At 47.2% G+C, this 15,499-nt stretch carries 18 protein-coding genes; 2 read left to right on the top strand and 16 right to left on the bottom strand.

The window, feature by feature from the left end:
• Positions 1-125: 125 nt before the first annotated feature.
• The 14 genes from H6F94_RS05940 to H6F94_RS05875 form a co-directional block, all read right to left on the bottom strand.
• On the bottom strand, positions 126-1,337 hold the full coding sequence (locus H6F94_RS05940; protein WP_190801299.1) for a glutathione S-transferase family protein: 1,212 nt from the start codon (positions 1,335-1,337) through the stop codon (positions 126-128).
• A gap of 59 nt (positions 1,338-1,396) precedes the next feature.
• On the bottom strand, positions 1,397-2,308 hold the full coding sequence (locus H6F94_RS05935) for an NmrA/HSCARG family protein (protein WP_190801298.1): 912 nt from the start codon (positions 2,306-2,308) through the stop codon (positions 1,397-1,399).
• Positions 2,309-2,402: 94 nt separating this feature from the next.
• Entirely contained in the window at positions 2,403-3,170 is a 768-nt protein-coding gene (locus H6F94_RS05930) for a red chlorophyll catabolite reductase (protein WP_190801297.1), read from the bottom strand.
• Positions 3,171-3,807: 637 nt separating this feature from the next.
• Positions 3,808-4,449: a hypothetical protein gene (locus H6F94_RS05925; RefSeq protein WP_190801296.1), complete on the bottom strand. Its 642-nt coding sequence runs from the start codon at positions 4,447-4,449 to the stop codon at positions 3,808-3,810.
• Between the two features lie 303 nt (positions 4,450-4,752).
• The gene (locus H6F94_RS05920) at positions 4,753-5,742 is read right to left on the bottom strand and encodes an NmrA/HSCARG family protein (protein ID WP_199320236.1); all 990 of its coding nucleotides are present in this window, start codon (positions 5,740-5,742) and stop codon (positions 4,753-4,755) included.
• 304 nt (positions 5,743-6,046) lie between these two features.
• Positions 6,047-6,541: a P-loop nucleotide/nucleoside kinase family protein gene (locus tag H6F94_RS05915; protein WP_190801295.1), complete on the bottom strand. Its 495-nt coding sequence runs from the start codon at positions 6,539-6,541 to the stop codon at positions 6,047-6,049.
• Between the two features lie 119 nt (positions 6,542-6,660).
• Positions 6,661-7,128, bottom strand: a complete 468-nt coding sequence (locus tag H6F94_RS05910) for a nuclear transport factor 2 family protein (RefSeq protein WP_190801294.1) — start codon at positions 7,126-7,128, stop codon at positions 6,661-6,663.
• Positions 7,129-7,253: 125 nt separating this feature from the next.
• Positions 7,254-7,622, bottom strand: a complete 369-nt coding sequence (locus H6F94_RS05905; protein WP_190801293.1) for a hypothetical protein — start codon at positions 7,620-7,622, stop codon at positions 7,254-7,256.
• A 42-nt stretch (positions 7,623-7,664) separates the two neighbouring features.
• Positions 7,665-7,835, bottom strand: coding sequence for an HTH domain-containing protein (locus tag H6F94_RS33510; RefSeq protein WP_396426420.1), 171 nt, complete (start codon positions 7,833-7,835; stop codon positions 7,665-7,667).
• Between the two features lie 325 nt (positions 7,836-8,160).
• On the bottom strand, positions 8,161-8,523 hold the full coding sequence (locus tag H6F94_RS05895) for a DUF1428 domain-containing protein (protein WP_190801292.1): 363 nt from the start codon (positions 8,521-8,523) through the stop codon (positions 8,161-8,163).
• Between the two features lie 111 nt (positions 8,524-8,634).
• The gene (locus tag H6F94_RS05890; protein WP_199320235.1) at positions 8,635-9,114 is read right to left on the bottom strand and encodes an SRPBCC domain-containing protein; all 480 of its coding nucleotides are present in this window, start codon (positions 9,112-9,114) and stop codon (positions 8,635-8,637) included.
• Positions 9,115-9,133: 19 nt separating this feature from the next.
• The gene (locus tag H6F94_RS05885; protein ID WP_190801291.1) at positions 9,134-9,457 is read right to left on the bottom strand and encodes an ArsR/SmtB family transcription factor; all 324 of its coding nucleotides are present in this window, start codon (positions 9,455-9,457) and stop codon (positions 9,134-9,136) included.
• A 230-nt stretch (positions 9,458-9,687) separates the two neighbouring features.
• On the bottom strand, positions 9,688-10,014 hold the full coding sequence (locus tag H6F94_RS05880; protein WP_199320234.1) for a hypothetical protein: 327 nt from the start codon (positions 10,012-10,014) through the stop codon (positions 9,688-9,690).
• Positions 10,015-10,160: 146 nt separating this feature from the next.
• Positions 10,161-10,973 (bottom strand): hypothetical protein, encoded by an 813-nt coding sequence (locus H6F94_RS05875; protein WP_190801290.1) that lies wholly within the window; start codon positions 10,971-10,973, stop codon positions 10,161-10,163.
• 511 nt (positions 10,974-11,484) lie between these two features.
• On the opposite strand from H6F94_RS05875, the gene H6F94_RS05870 reads away from it, so the two are divergent.
• The gene (locus H6F94_RS05870) at positions 11,485-12,876 is read left to right on the top strand and encodes an LVIVD repeat-containing protein (protein ID WP_199320233.1); all 1,392 of its coding nucleotides are present in this window, start codon (positions 11,485-11,487) and stop codon (positions 12,874-12,876) included.
• A gap of 371 nt (positions 12,877-13,247) precedes the next feature.
• Here the strand turns inward: H6F94_RS05870 and H6F94_RS05865 are convergent, their stop codons facing one another.
• Positions 13,248-13,712, bottom strand: coding sequence for a hypothetical protein (locus H6F94_RS05865; RefSeq protein WP_190801289.1), 465 nt, complete (start codon positions 13,710-13,712; stop codon positions 13,248-13,250).
• Positions 13,713-14,289: 577 nt separating this feature from the next.
• Between H6F94_RS05865 and H6F94_RS05860 the strand changes: the two genes are divergently transcribed.
• Positions 14,290-15,342: a serine hydrolase domain-containing protein gene (locus tag H6F94_RS05860; protein ID WP_190801288.1), complete on the top strand. Its 1,053-nt coding sequence runs from the start codon at positions 14,290-14,292 to the stop codon at positions 15,340-15,342.
• Here the strand turns inward: H6F94_RS05860 and H6F94_RS05855 are convergent.
• Complete coding sequence (locus H6F94_RS05855) at positions 15,326-15,463, bottom strand: hypothetical protein (RefSeq protein WP_190801287.1); 138 nt, start codon at positions 15,461-15,463, stop codon at positions 15,326-15,328. The two genes, H6F94_RS05860 and H6F94_RS05855, sit on opposite strands and share 17 nt — an antisense overlap.
• Positions 15,464-15,499 lie beyond the last annotated feature (36 nt).

The raw sequence follows: 15,499 nt of genomic DNA, 5'->3' as shown, positions 1-15,499 counted from the left end.
TACTAAATTAGCAGGGATGCCAAATTTCTAACCCTTTTTGCCTTGACACAAACAACGATGCTCATGCGAGCATCGTGAATGGGGCCTTTGGAAGTGCCCTCTCTCTGTAACTTGCCTTGTGTTTGTTAGTAGAGCGATGTCAGTAGTCGATCGACGGCTGCACGAAATGCGATCGCGGCACCTGCACTCATATCGCGCGGTGCACAGATGCGATTCCTCACGTAAGTCAGGGCGATCGCTCCTACGGCTGAAGCGAATGGATCGCTCTGATCTTTGCCCCCGATTCGTCCCCAGGGAAGTAGAGTATCTTCGCCGTAAAGAAGATAGGTCGCTAATAGTTTGAGATGGCTCTCGATCGCGGTTTCGAGTGCAGAAGTTTCTCCTGAAAACGCTTGTAGACCAGAGTTCTTGAGAATATCTGCGATCGCAAGCTCATGATTGTCGCTCAACCGCTCTGCGGCTTCCGCTCGACAGGCCAGCGTATGGCTGATGGCTGGATCAGGAGGAACTAGATTGGCGATCGGTTCTGCTCCCCAGAAACGACGGAACAGCAAATTGTTGGTAATATCTTCCGACTTGACCCGATGGTAAGCAGGACGCTCAGCCAATGCTACAAACCAAGCACTGATCCGAGGAAAGCGAGGATTGCCCTTGATCGAATAGTCTCTATAGACTGGTAAAGTGGCAGCCAATCGATCGAGATGAGGGCTATACGTGATATCGACCAAGCTAAACGTGCTCAAAAAGTAAGGCCCAGGATACTGCCCTAACGCTTGCTCTAGTTCGTCTAGTTTGGCTTCAAATGCAGCTTGCAGCCCTACTAGTCCATCCGCCTCTGACGTTTTTTCCAGCAGAAATTTGTAGCCAGCTTGCTCCAACCCGCCGGTTTCTGCCTCCTCGATCCATTGTCTTGCGATAGCGTTTTCTTCTAGATTATCAGGAAGTAATGTTATCCCGAATTGTTCTTCCAACGCTAAAAGAATGGCTTTGGATTCGTGAACAAATTGATCTTCAATTTTTACTGCCGGAACAAGGCCTGTCGGAACCAAATCAGTGTACCATTTTGGTTTGTTGAACAGGTCGATAAATTCAGTTGCAAACGGGATTTCCTTTTCCTCTAATGCAAACCAAACACGCTCACAAAAAGGACACCAAGAGTTTGTATCTCGATAAAGCACAACAGGAGGTGCAGTGTCAGTGGGCAGTTTGTGCAAACTACTCGCAATGGGGACAGTAGAAGGAGATTGTCCAGGTCTGCGTAGTCGTCGAGCCGAAGTATTGTCGCGGGCAACTTCTAACAGTTGCTCCCAGCTAGACTCAGTATTATGAATGACCATGTGACACAAACCATGCAGATAGGATATGGGATTGATCGTTCGTACCTGTCTTTGAAGTTCTACAAATCTTGATACGACAACTCTGCATTTGCCCAATCGGTTTCTTTTAGAAATTGGTCAAAGGTAGTCAGAAGCCCAGGAAATGTCTCTCTTAAGCAGGGAACATCTGCTTGATAGCCTTGGTTGCGATACCACTGAATTAAATCAAATAGCGATTTGCGAAATAGAAGTAAGAAAATCCAGGGAGGAATTTCTTTGTAAATCACCGGTTTTCCCTGCGCCCTGGAGAATGCTTCCGCCATTTGTTTAGGAGTCAACACATCTCCAGCCAGCTCAATTTCTTGACCCACATACTGAGAACGGTGCTTCATCACATGTGCGGCCACTCGTCCCATATCTTTTGTCGTAATCAGATGAAGCGGCCTGTTGAGCTGAACCGCAAAGGAAAAAGACCCTTTAAGGACAGACGGTCGGGTGTATTGCTTCCAGAACTCCTCCATAAATAGGCAGGCCCTCAGCATTGTAGTTGGTAAACCCGTCTGCTTTAGAATCTGCTCTACTTTATGCTTTTGCTCGATGTGACGAATGCCAGAATTGCGATCGACCCCTCCAGCAGAATTGTAGACAAAGTGGCTGATATTGGCTTGTTTAGCAGCTTGTGCAACTCGCTCTGCCCTTGCAATTTCTTGTGGATCGGGCTTGGCAGAATCTCCGGCAGTTGCGTGGCAGTAAACGGCTGAAACACCTGCAAAGGCCGCTTTCAACGAAGACTCATCATCGAGATCTGCTTCAACTAGCTCAACACCGCTATTGTGCAGTCTAGATAAGGAAGGACGCTCAAGGTCAATCTTGCGGGTAATCGCACGTAGATCAATCACATTCTGTTCGAGCAGTCCTTTGACAGCATTGCTGCCTGTCCCCCCAGTCACACCTATCAGCAGCACTTTACCAACTGCTGTCTCTGTATTCATAGAATCTGAAGGGTTCACAGCATAATCTCCAACGCTCTGTACTCAGTTTAGTCTTTAAAAAAACGGACTTTTTTAGAAAGATGGCATCGTGGCACTATGTTTCTTGCTCATGTTCTTTGCTCCATAGCGAACGGATCAACCGGTTTGCCAACTCTGCCCCAAAGATTTTTACTGCTACAGCATTGCCTGGATCGCGTTCTGCAGTAATTCGTCGCAGCAGTAAATCACGTTCTGCCAGTATAGTTTGGCGATCGACAGATACAGGTTCTGCCTGCTTAACCCAAGTTAACCAGCGAGAACACATTTCATGGGCAGTATTCCGAATAAACGAAAGAGAATCCTCTGTTGCAGGGCAAGTAAAGCAAAGCGACGTTGGAGACTGCAATTGCCTCACGTACAGCGCCTTACTCACAAACAAAGACAGATTAGGATTCTCTCTTAATTCTAGATAAGTTGCATTCACAGAGTCATAGTAGCGTTCTGTGTAGCTTAAATCACTCCACAAATCAACTCTAGGGATGTAGTCAATATAGAAGAAGAGATCGGGCTTTGTGCCAAATTCAAACGCTAGGTGAGGTACCTGAATCAGTGGGCTTAGCCAAAGAGTCAGGCGCATGGTGCTAAATCTCATTTGAGCGGCATTAATCCACGAGTGAACCATCCAATCCAGCTCCTCTCCAGTGAAGGACAAGAGTGAGCCTGTCACGTTGCCATCGGGGCTGCTAAAGCTCTGAAGTGGTTGATCTGACAGGGGCAAAACCGCAATCTGCTGGGTTACTTCTTTATATAACTCGCTCAAAATGCTCTGCAGTTGCTCAAACAGGGTTGTGTGCTCTAGCTCTAGATCAGTTGGGGAAGACATTTTTACTGTGGCCAGGTTAACTACTTGTCTAATTATGGCTGTAGAGGTCGTGCATCAAACGAGTCGGTTGGTCATCAAATTGTTGTTGGGGAAACCACATGCTTATGGTCCTGTTTTATCTCCGCTCTAAAAGTGATGATCAAATTGTTGCAGCGCGTGACCATGCCCAAATCGCTCGTATCAAACCAGCCGTCCGGATTGATCGCTTTCACCAGTGATCGTTCCCGATTGTATGCTCCCTTGGTCAGCAATTAGCTAGGGGGAACTGTCATCCGTTACTCAGGTGGAGGTACCTGACTAACCTCAGGTTCTCAAAAGTGCCTTTGCTCAGCAGCGTTACTAAATAGCAGATGTTCTAAGCGTTTCTGTAGCCTCCGTTTCGACCCTTCGGTATAGCCTTTTCGATAGCAAAGAAAGATATTAAGCAACCAGTGTTGGAGGGGGAGGGGACGCTTCAGGGAGCCATGTCTCCAGCCTATACAGTAAAGCTTGAACCACATTCGTTGAACACGCATTGCACACCTCTCTGGCCTACATCTAAATATTTACGGTTATTCAGTGAACGCACTACTTCAGTGCTAGTTCGTCTCGGATTAGATGATCGCTCCTAGTGAGTGTTAAAACACCAGAAAGCATCTTAAGAAATATAAGTATAGTCATCCTCAGACTGCAACCATTGGGGACATTGCCAGTGGTCTGTCCACACAATATTGTTTGCTGGATCATAGTGTTTCAGTCCTAGTTTTTGCCAGTAGCGTCTTAATCGATGTTTTATCGAGTCTTGTTGCTGAGGTGTTAGGTGGCTCACATCTAAGGGAGCAACTTGCAAGAACACGAACTTGCAGCCGACTAGATCTAGGTAGGTAGCGACGGCTCTCAAGGCGAGTTGCTGTCCTCGCCAACAAGGCTTAAGGACGACCTGATCAATGAACAAGGCTGCTTCTACACCAAACTCAGCCCGCTGGGCAATCAGCCAATTAAATGCCGAGCAAACATCAGAATTAACTCGATCAGACCAAAGTAGAACTTTGTTCGGATTAGAGCTAAGCGTGCGCCATCCTGAAATGTAACCAATCTCAATTGGTTTTGGCTCTTCACCAACTAGCTCGGATTCTGTTAATTGATTCCATTCCTCGTCCCAACCCTCTAGCTCAATAATCCCGGTAACACCATGAGCTATCCTTCGTGCTCCATGATCATCACAATCCCCTTTCAACAAAAGCTTTACACTCAGGATGTACCGTTTATTCGCTAAGGCCTGCTGAAATTTCGTGGGCAATTTCGGTGACTGCGACAACTCTGGAGATATTTCCGGGAATGGAGCTTGTTTAGATTGATTGGGATGAATAAGCATTTGTTAAAAGCGAAAAACAGCGCCTATAGCTTCTTAAGGCTGAGTCGCTGAGCTTATGCAGTTTTTTTCAAAAAGGGTGAATTATTCGACAATCAATAGACCCGTTGCAAAATAGGGGTAAATAAGTAGAGCGATTTTTCTCTTGCGGCGTGATACCCCACTGCAGTCGACACCGTACCCAGAAGCGGTCGTGCAAAGAGGCGTTCGCTGCCTCAGCAAATGCCACCTCTACCGAAGTGCGACGTCACCGCCGTCAGCTTGAATTGCAGCGAGAAGCGCAGACCTTCCAGCACCTGTGAGCCACTCGTCCATCGTGAGCAGCCCAGGGAATTCTTTCCGAAGTGCTGCAATGTCCGCACTGCCGGCTAGTCGGCCCTGATCGACAAGCCTAGCTAGTCCGCCGAGGAAAGCGTTCTGTTCAAGCAGGCTGTCCGGAAACCGATGATAGGCGATGGGACGCTCCGCTGTCCGAGCGAATTTTTCAGCCAGTTGAGCCCCCGTCAAGGTGTCGCCAGCGATCTCGATAGTCTGAGATCCGAACTTCGTGGGATCAGCGAAAATTCCGGCCACTATCTTGCCAATGTCCTCGACTGCAATGAACTGCATCGGCTGATCTGCTCTCATGAAGAATGTGAATGTGCCTTTATCGAGCCCCATACCGGGTAACGTCAGGATTTCCATGAACGCGCTCGGTCGGATGACCGTGTGCAAGATATTCAGACCGCGAATATATTCCTCAAGCTCACTTTTGGTATCAAAATGCCCCATGCCGGTCTTGGTTGGCCCAGCGGCGTTTACGGAACTATAAACGAGATGATGAACACTGTTCGCGACTGCGATGTCTGCCACGGCCTTGCCATATTGGATCTCATCATCATCGGTAACCCCATAGGCTGCCCCTTGGCCAGAGCTGGGTTGAACGCTGAAAACGCCGTAGGCACCTGCCATTGCGGACTGGATAGACCGTACGTCTGCTAGATCGCCACGGACTGTCTCGATCCCTTGAGATGCGAGCGTCTGGGCCTTATCGGTCTTCGTATCACGAACTAGTGCTTTGACCCGCCAACCATTTGCGCGCAAGGCACCTGCCACGGAGCCGCCCTGCTGGCCTGTCGCGCCGAAAACGAGGATAGTTTTGTCTCGATACATATAATTCAATTCTCCATCAGTCGCGTCTAATATGGCTTCATCAACCTGAGAGGTCCTTCGCGATCGCATCCTATCCTTCAGCTATCCGGTCGAATCCATTGCGCTCGAACTGCTTGAATGCGTCGCGCTCAGTGGGAGGGGACCCCGTCATTTCTCACCTCTTTGCCTCTGTAATGGATTTTATTGATGGACACTGAATGCATTATTGCAGCCTGATGCTTATGACCTGACGCTTGTGCCTATAAGCTTTCTCGTATCAGTAACTTAACGCCCTCATTCCACCTGCCATTAAAGCTTTTCACACTCAGCCATTGTCCCTGTATAGTCGGGGTGCAACGAGCTTGTTAGGTTTTTGCTAGGTTAATGAACCCAATTAATTGGACTCATATCTAATGATGTTAAAGCCTTCGTCTGCAGTCGGTGGTTGAAAATATGAGGTGATGTAGTCAAAGTCTGCCTCAGACATGACCATCGAACCTTCAGGCTGTTCAGCGTTTCGTTTCCGCAATTGCTTTTTGCATAAGGAGTCGGACGCAACAATGTAATGAAGCACATGATTCACGTTGGCTGCTTCAATGATTGAACGAAACCATTGTCGCTGAGAAGGAACATTCCCTGGGAAATCTAGAACAACAGATATTCCCTGTGCCAGAATATCTTGCACGTGTTTTAAGACTACAGGTTTTAAGCGTGACGAATATTTCAAATAATCATCGAAGGTAACAATCTCTTCTGGGTACAACTTCGACAACCAGATATCTTCACTGATTAGAATGGCATTATGTTCTGATGCCAGCTTTCTCGACAGCGTTGTCTTTCCTGATGCCATTTTTCCACAGAAAAAGTGCAGAACGGGATCAGTTTTCACTATTCACCACCGTTACATTTTTCAAGTCAGTCCAATAAGTCTAACGTTCCAGCTGAGCGGATCTAAGTAACCTCTGCTGCAAAACCTACCAACTTTGGCAGTCCTCTTCATCCGGGTTGTTAGGCTGCCTTTAAATGCCGGAAAGATTGATTTACCTGGGTTGTGCCGTTCGGTTGAGGTTGCCATGGTTCAAAGCAGTCATAGTTGCGCTGTGATCGGATTCGACCATAACTGAATTCAAAAAACACCGCGAAGTAGGCTCTCATCGTTGAGCCAGCAGCCAATTCACCCAGTGCAAGCCCAAGCGTTCCTGTCCATAACGCCTCGACTGCTACCCTCGATCCCTGGACAATTTCAGAGCGAATCTCATAGCGCTGGGTGCTTAGTAGCTTCTGCCCTTGTTTAGACCGCACAAGTATGGTCGGAAGATCACTTTCACCTCCTTTCGGATTTAAAAGGTTTGGCAACTCTACTTGAACTGCATCAGGGGTGAAGAATTGAATCAGATCCTCACCCACTGTGCCTGCTTCAAGGGCGGCCAGATAAGAGCGCACTAGAGCTAGATTACTTTCTTCAGCGTCTGTCATGGTTGCTCCAACAATTTGGTATGGGCATAACGCCCAGCATCACCCGTTGCCCTAGACCTCTGCTGTTGACGACAGACTCCGTGTCGGTGGTCGGTGCAGGCTGCTGTTGGGTTTCAGTCCACCCCTCACGCCCCACTACTCTTCTCGCTCTCTTTCACCTCTACAAACTCACCCCCGCTATTCAGCTGCTTAATGATCTCATGCGCCATAAAGCCGTAAACAGCCTCGGGCGGCGTGTCATTCTCCACATAATAGATGTGGCTCACTCCGTAATCCGTCCCGAATCTAGAATTCGCCTCCACCACGCCTTCGGTAACAGAGGAGAGAATAGCTTCCGCACTCAAAGCAGCGTGGCGGCACTCACCAACAGGCGGCAGAGCCTCGATAACTGTCTCACGAGTGTGGCCCGGCTTTAGGGCTATGGCGAGGAAGTTGTGCCTTGGCCCTGTAATCCTGGAAGCCTGATAGAAGTTGCCTCGTTTAGTAAAGTGCATGTTCTGAGATCTAACATTCCGATTGAGCGGCAATGAGAGAACTTAAATAATAGACGAAAAGACTCTCAATGTCCGCTCCAACCAGGTTGTTATATCGATGCGGTAAATTGTACGCACAGAAACACCAATCCGCTCGGCTAGTTGCTCTGCTGTAATAGGTTGGTGAGATTTGATGAGATTCACTAATTGGAAAAGACGGTCAGCTTTCCTCACTCTGTCTGTCGAGTGGCCTTAATCTTAGAGCAGTATAATATCTGATTGACTGGATGCCGAGCTTGTAATGTATGAAAACGAACGATATTTAGGTATCAAGCGCTGATTTAGAGGCTCAAGCTAAACTTAATTTTCAAACATTCGTGGACATCTTTTTAATAACTGCTTTTTAATAACTGCCACACCTAATAAAACAAGCCATATAACGTTCCGCTTCACCTGCCACTAGTAACCTTTGGTTTTCAATTAACCAATTCAGTACAGTCGGTGTGCAAGCGGAACGTTATGCAGTGTCTCCAGTTAACTCAAGAACACATAGTTTAATCTATGCATCAACTATCATCTGGAAGCCACCATAGAGCATTCGTTTTCCATCGAACACCATCTCAATAGCTGGATTGGTTTCTGGCTTCATACGTGGATCTGCCATGACTTTCTCCATACCTTCGTCTCTAATTTCGCGTGAAGGCCAAACAATCCAGGAGAAACAGACAGTCTCATCTTCTTTGCGCTTAACTGCCATAGGAAATGAAGTAACTTCCCCTTCTGGAACATCGTCACCCCAGCACTCGACCAACTTTAATGCACCATATTCCTTAAACACAATAGCCGCAGCTTCTGCATGCTGTTGGTAAATTTCCTTGTTGGCTGTAGGTACAGCTATAACAAAGCCATCGACGTAAAACATTGAGTTTCACCTCTCAATTTTGACTAAATTAATTGCAATGCTTTGCTGAATTGACTCTTTGAAGTCGCTAGCTTCTAACCAAGACTGGTCTTTCAAAAAAGCAGGTTGTAATTAATTTTCTGATTCTAAAAGCTTGCCGAGGGCTTCAACTGACTGACTCCAACCGCTTTCCATTCCGCTTGCAACCATGCCGTCACGGTCTTCTTGAGTCATTGCGGTGCTGTGTGTACGAATCTCAGTTGTATGTTCGTTAATAGCCACAAACTCGGCTTTTTCCAGCATGACGTGTCCACGCTCTGGCATCCCTAAAAATTCAAACGTCTGCACAATACGTCTGTTTTTAGCTACTTCGTGAAAACAGCCAGTGAATTCATACTCATTGCCGTTTTCTGATTGCTCGGCAATATGCCAGCTCCCGCCGTCTTTGCAATCAAAATGGTAAACTTTCATCGAATTACCGCGACACCACCATTTAGCGAAGAGCTCCTCTTTGACGTATGCTTCAAATACTTTTTCTAATGAAGCATTGATTGTGACGGTGCCCAAGATATTCTGTGAATTTTCTGGGACCGTTACTTTCAGATGTGCCATACAATTGTGCTCCTACTAGTCAATTTTCTTCTAACAATTGTTCCAAGGCATCGAAGCGGGCACCCCATACTTTTTCATATTCGCTGAGGTGCGCTGCAGCTAGTTTGATTGTCTTTGGTTCGACATGAATAACTTTCTCCTTACCACTTCGACACTTGGTCACGAGTCCTGCTTTCTCAAGCACGCTGATGTGCTTTGCAACCGCTGCTAAAGACATGGCATACGGTTCCGCTAATTCGCTTATGGTGTGTTTTCCTCTCGATACACGCTTAAGGATGTCTCTCCGCGTCGCGTCGGCGAGAGCACCAAAAATCATATCGAGAGCAACACTCGATTCAACCATATAGTTGAATGATAGGCTGTGATGTATGGCATGTCAAGCATTCTGAGCATTGGATATTGACATGACTAGCTGATCAAGGGGATGGGCGGCCTTTCAGGAGGGAATTGCTGTGCTGCATAACGATTGAGTTCAACAGCGGCTAAAACCTCAGCATCACAAGTGGTTAGGTCTATTCCGCCATTGCAACGATTTGTTATATCGTGCCTTACAGCATGTTTCCGACATAGGCGTCACGCGATCAAAATCCCAGCGACTTTGTCTCTATCCATAGTCATGCGTATTACAAACTCGTCTCCATCATCTTCAAAGCTTAGCTTCCACAAATAGATTTGATAGTGAAGTTGTTTCAAATGACCAAGATAAGCGGTTGTATATCCCTCTAACATACGTGGAGCAATCTGTTCACTAACACCTTCAAACATTTGCTTGGTAATGCCTGCTTTGTAAGATGAATTACCTACCGTGGTAAAAAGATCATAATCGTTTGAAACAGTAGCATCCAAGATGATCTGCAAACAGTCAATGACGTTTTGTGGGGGAGTTTCTTGGTTCATCATGGCATTTCTTGTAAAGTCCTTTCAAAACCTGTAGAAAATAGTGCCGACAATAATTATTTTATGCGTTGATCTAACGGTTGAACTCGGCGATAAGTAAAGCGTAACTCAGCATCATCGTGCTTAGATCGTTTGCTGCAGTGGCCTAGTTAGATGTGACGCAACTTAGTGGAGCGGCGAATCAGATATGCTGCGAGGAGAAAGAACGGTGCCCAGCTGACGAGGAAGAGAAAAAACGCTGGCGAAAACGGACCAGGCTGGTTGCCCAGATAGGCGCTGGTAGACAGATCGTCGCCCTTGATCGCGATGGCGATCGCTGGCCCAAACCCCTGAAGCGCGCCCCACCAACTGAATGCTGCCAAGCAGCTCATGCCAAAGCGATGTCGCGCCACATCCGTCGCACGGTTATTGTCCGAGGACGAAGTTGTTCGTGCCATGACGATAACAATGAGAATGAACGTCCAGATCATCCACAGTGCACCAGTCCACGGATTGAGTCGCAAAGCGGTGATGAGCGTGAGTACTAGTCCGGTCGCAACGAGCAGGCTGGGCACCACTGTGGCAACCGTCTCTCTGGACTGCCGACGGAATACACGCGGCGGTGTGACCTCTCGTAAAATGTAGAGAATACAGAGACCCACAAACAGAAAGCCTAGGCGTGCCGGACAGGTGCTGGGCATGGAGTAGCCTGCATATTTCGTATGATTTTCTTGTACGAAAAAGCAGAGTCGAACCACGTCGAGCAGGATACCCGTGAGCGCCACGGTGACCATCGACCAAGCGAAAAGGCGTCCGGAGCGCACGTGTGATTTGCTTCCCTTTCGCGCTGTGAAGGCCACAATAGCCGAGATCGGTGCGATCGCCCCAGCGATGATGTGGGGTAAAAGCATGATCAAGAAGAGGGAGTTTGCAAAGGAGCTTCCGTAACTGACTGGCTTGTGAAGCAAGAACGTTGATTCCACTACTTACTCCTACTCTGACTGCACACAGCTTACAAGTGAGGCATTGTTTAGCAATTTTACCAGGCTAATTATTATTGAACTGAAAGTTTCCGTATCACACCTCTATAGTGGTGTAGGCGGATGCTTTCCGTATAACACCATAAGTCAAGTAGATAGGCAGAATCTTTCCGCATATTTTCAGATTCAATACGCAGACGACTCAGATGTACGATCAAACACATAACATAGTGATCACTTTTAAGAACAAGGACAACTTTAAATGACAGCAAAATTCTAAGTGTGACTTGTGGAGAGAGCTACGAGATCTATCCGCTGGGTACTGAGGTTAATTGAGGATGGACGAGTTGAAAAGTTTCTTTTAGCATTAGCATCACCCGCCGAAGACGTGAGCTATAACAGAAGCCGAAATCATTTGCTCATACCGTTTCTACAAACCAATCAGGTTGTGATTCAATCGCTTGCTGAAGGTGTCTAATTGTTCTATTCAGGTTGTACTCAAGACAGGTAAATTATGTGTGGTTTTTGCGATCGTCGATCATTCTTTGCCCTCACAGCAGCCGGGTTTACCAGTGCGGTGCTGGGCAAAAAAGCAGCGGCTCAACAACCCGCTCAAATGGTTGATCAGCCCACAATTCTCAACCGTTCCTACCTACAAGAAACACCACAACGCGGTCATTTCAGCCAGTCCTTCAAACGGCAGGCTGAACCCATTGCTCACAATGTGCGTGTCGTTGGCTACTGTGACATGGCAGATAGACCCGCATTCAAGCTGTCGATTCGAGAGCGTCAAGGACGTTGGTATCTCTATACCGGACCCTCCTGGCACTCTGGCTGGTCGATTGTGGATGTGACCGATCCAACCCAACCTAGAGTTGCCAAATTCCTAGAGGGGCCCAGGAATACCTGGACACTGCAAATGGAAGTGTCTGGGAACACCATGATCACGGCTTTGGAGAAAATCTTTCCTAATTTTGGCGGGAACCAACAAGCGTTTGATGAGGGCGTTCTGATTTGGGATATTCAAGACCCGGTGAATCCAAAGCGGTTGGGACAATTTCGCACAGGCGGCACAGGTACCCATCGCAACTTCTACGCGGGTGGACGTTACATTCATCTGGCAGCCGGAATGCCAGGATATGATGGCAATATCTACGTAATTGTGGATATTAGTAATCCTGAGAAACCGCGTGAGACGGGACGGTGGTGGGTTCCAGGACAACATACCGCAGGGGGTGAAAAGCCTGGTGCAATGCATGTTTCTCATCATGGACCACCCTATGTTGTCGGGAACTTAGCCTACCTCTCCTACGGGGCAGCGGGAATGGTTGTACTAGACATCAGCGATGTCTCAAAACCGCGTCAAGTTGGACGGTTGCCCTTCAGTCCACCATTCCATGCCCGCTTTGGGGTGCACAGCGTATTGCCGCTGCCAGAAAAAGGCATTGCTTACGTCAACTCTGAAGATGTTTCCTACGGTGGCGGAGCGGCTGCCCATGCCTCGATCGTGGACATTCGTGATCCGGCAAATCCTTTCCTACTGTCAGTTCTACCGCGTCCTATGCCACCGGATGGTTACGGCTACAGTGACTTTTCCGAGAAGGGAGGTTGGCAGGGACCGCACAACATCAATCATCTACTCCACAATCCAGATGTGCAGCAGCAAGGTGATCTGTTGTACCTGACTTACTTCAATGCGGGTTTGCGAATCTTTGATGTTTCTAAACCACGTCTACCACGAGAAATCGGCTTTTTTATTCCGCCTGATCCCGAAAAACGATATGGTCCGATTCCAGAAGATCGGCTAGTTGTGCAAACCGAAGATGTGTTGGTCGATCGCCGAGGCTACATTTACATCTCTCATAAGAATCAGGGTGTGTGGATTTTGCAGTATCAACCAAAGTAGCTTTTTTTCATCCTCAAAGAACTCAGAGTGACATTTGTCGAGTTTCAAACCATTTTGGCTCTTACGCACTTTAGGTGATTTAGGTTTTTGAGCAGCTTGAAATCCAGATTCCACACGAAAAGAACGAGAGGTCGAGTCCATTTTCACCAAAAGAGCGCAAGAGCCGAAATTCCTGCCATTTACCGAGAGACGTGACAGTTCAACTAAGAAAGACTTATCTCATAATTGACATGGAGCTAGCAAGGATAGCAGCACAACGGTTCGCTTAAGCGGCTGCAAGAAGACTTGAACTCAATACCAGCAGCTTTCGGCAATCTGCTCCAAGCGAATTGCTATGCCGCCGCACAACTTTTGTCAAATCAGTATCCTTGCTACTGTAGCGTGGTCAGGCGTTGGCGCAGGGCTTCGATTTGAGCTTTACGCACCTGCAACGCTGGGTGAGAATCAGAAAACTTCGCTTGGTCTTGCGCGTAGAGCACTTCTAAATCAGCAATTTTAGACTCGATAGCACTAGCGGTAACGACGACAATTGCACTTTGGCTGCTATCTGGTTGTAACTGGGTAAGGCGTTTTTCAAGACTGGATTGCTGTTCTTTCAACTGAGTGATCACAGGTGCGTCTTCCATAAATATTTCGCCCTGAAGAACTTTTTCAACTTCCACTTGGGCGATTCGTTGAGTTAAGGCAGTGGCAGTGGCTTGTCGTACGCGTTCTTCATAATTAGCATTGATTTCAGTAACAGGAGCTTCGTTTTTGAAAGATTGGACACCAGTGATCGCACCCGCTGATACCAGAGCAACACTGCCCGTTAAGACCACTAATTGCTTTGAATTCATTGTGAGCACCTTAGCAATGTTTTACTAATGAAAGCATTCGCCTTCTTAAGACGTATTTCAGGAAAGCTAGTTCCTCGAAAACATAGTCACTAACAGATCAGCTTGCGATCACGCCTCCGCCGAAATTCAGCGGCATAACTATTCCTGGACTGAAACTTTCCGCTGTGTTTCCACTGGTGAGTTTGTTGGGGTTTGTTGCTTTGACAGAACTGGAATCAACAACGGCGACCGCCGAAATAACATCGGAGTACTCAGAAATAACATCCGCGACTGCGGAAATACATCGGAGGTCGCCAAAGTAATAAATACCTAAGACGATGCTGGTGGTGTGAACGAGTAGCTCAACGAGATTTACACGGTTGACCCTGCAACACCTTCTCAAATTCAGCAGACAAGCTCTAGATTATGTTCTCACCCACAACCTGAGTAGGCTAACATCGAAGCAACCGGATGGCGACAATATTTGCAACTTAGCAGACGACCTATATCCCGCTCCGGTTCAGCGCGTTGTTACGCGGCGATCACAACACAACCCCTACCATACAAACTGAACTACTGTGTATTCAAGTACTTTACTGTGGATCAAGACCTTCGGGAGCAACTCAAATTAGTTGTCCAACAATCCCTTATTAAATCTCAGACTCCTGGTGCTGCGATCGCTGTACATATCAATGGCCAGGCTTTTCTCGAAACAGGAATTGGCTGTGAAAACAAAGATCATGAAGGGTTGCTGTCTACAGATGCCAGTTTTTATATCTACAGCATCACTAAAAGCCTGATAGCAACGGCATCACTATACCTGGTTGGAAAAAGATTGCTTGAACTAGACGCACCTGTACATGCCTACCTAACTGATCTTTCTCTAGATACCTCCATCACACTTCGTCAACTGCTTAGCCATACCAGTGGGCTGTCAGATTACAGCGGAGTGCCTGCCTATTCTGAGGCTGTCAAAGCCAATCCTAGCTCTCCTTGGTCGACAGAAACGTTTCTAGATCTTGCCCAGACCCAAGGACTACAATTCGCACCAGGCAAAGGATGGGGATATTTCAATATTGGCTATCTGTTACTCAAACGCATTCTTGAGAGAACAACAGGTTTATCAATACAGATGCTCTTAGATCAAGTGATTTTCAGCCCTCTGTCTTTGAAAAAATCTTTTGTCCCAATAACTTTAGATAATAGTTTTCATCTGACTTCAGGCTATTCCGCTTTTTTCAATGGAGATGAATTACAAGATATAACTCGCATCTATCATCCAGCCTGGGTTGCTCACAGTGTTTTCATTTCTACTGCGCCAGAACTTGCAATGATCATAGATGCAATATTTAGGGGGCAGATTCTCGACCCGCCACTTGTTGAACAAATGTCCCACCCTAATTACAGCCTAGGAAAATTCCCGTTATTTGGGAATTTAGGATATGGGTTAGGACTATTTATAGATACAGAATCACCTTATGGGAAGGTCACGGGGCACACAGGTGAAGGACCAGGATATTCAGCCGCCGCATTTCATTTTTCAAGGTTGGCAGGTTTTAGCACAACAATCACAGCACTGGTTAACCGAGATAAACACGACTATGGATTAGCTCTAGTTTATAAGATGGCTCACATCATTGCTGAGCACTAATGGGTAAGCTTGCGGTTGCGTCCTCACCGACTAGTCGAGCCGCATAACGATCTTGGTCAGCGGCTGCTAATAACCCTGGCGACACCACAAGCGCGCTGCACCACGGTTGTTCGACTACCATCCGCAGTTGCTGAAGAGGCTTGTACTCATCGTATGC

It is taken from the genome of Leptolyngbya sp. FACHB-261 (assembly GCF_014696065.1).
Lineage (GTDB): Bacteria > Cyanobacteriota > Cyanobacteriia > FACHB-261 > FACHB-261 > FACHB-261.
Note: the sequence above shows the minus strand (reverse complement) of the source record. Positions and strands in the feature narration are given on the sequence as shown.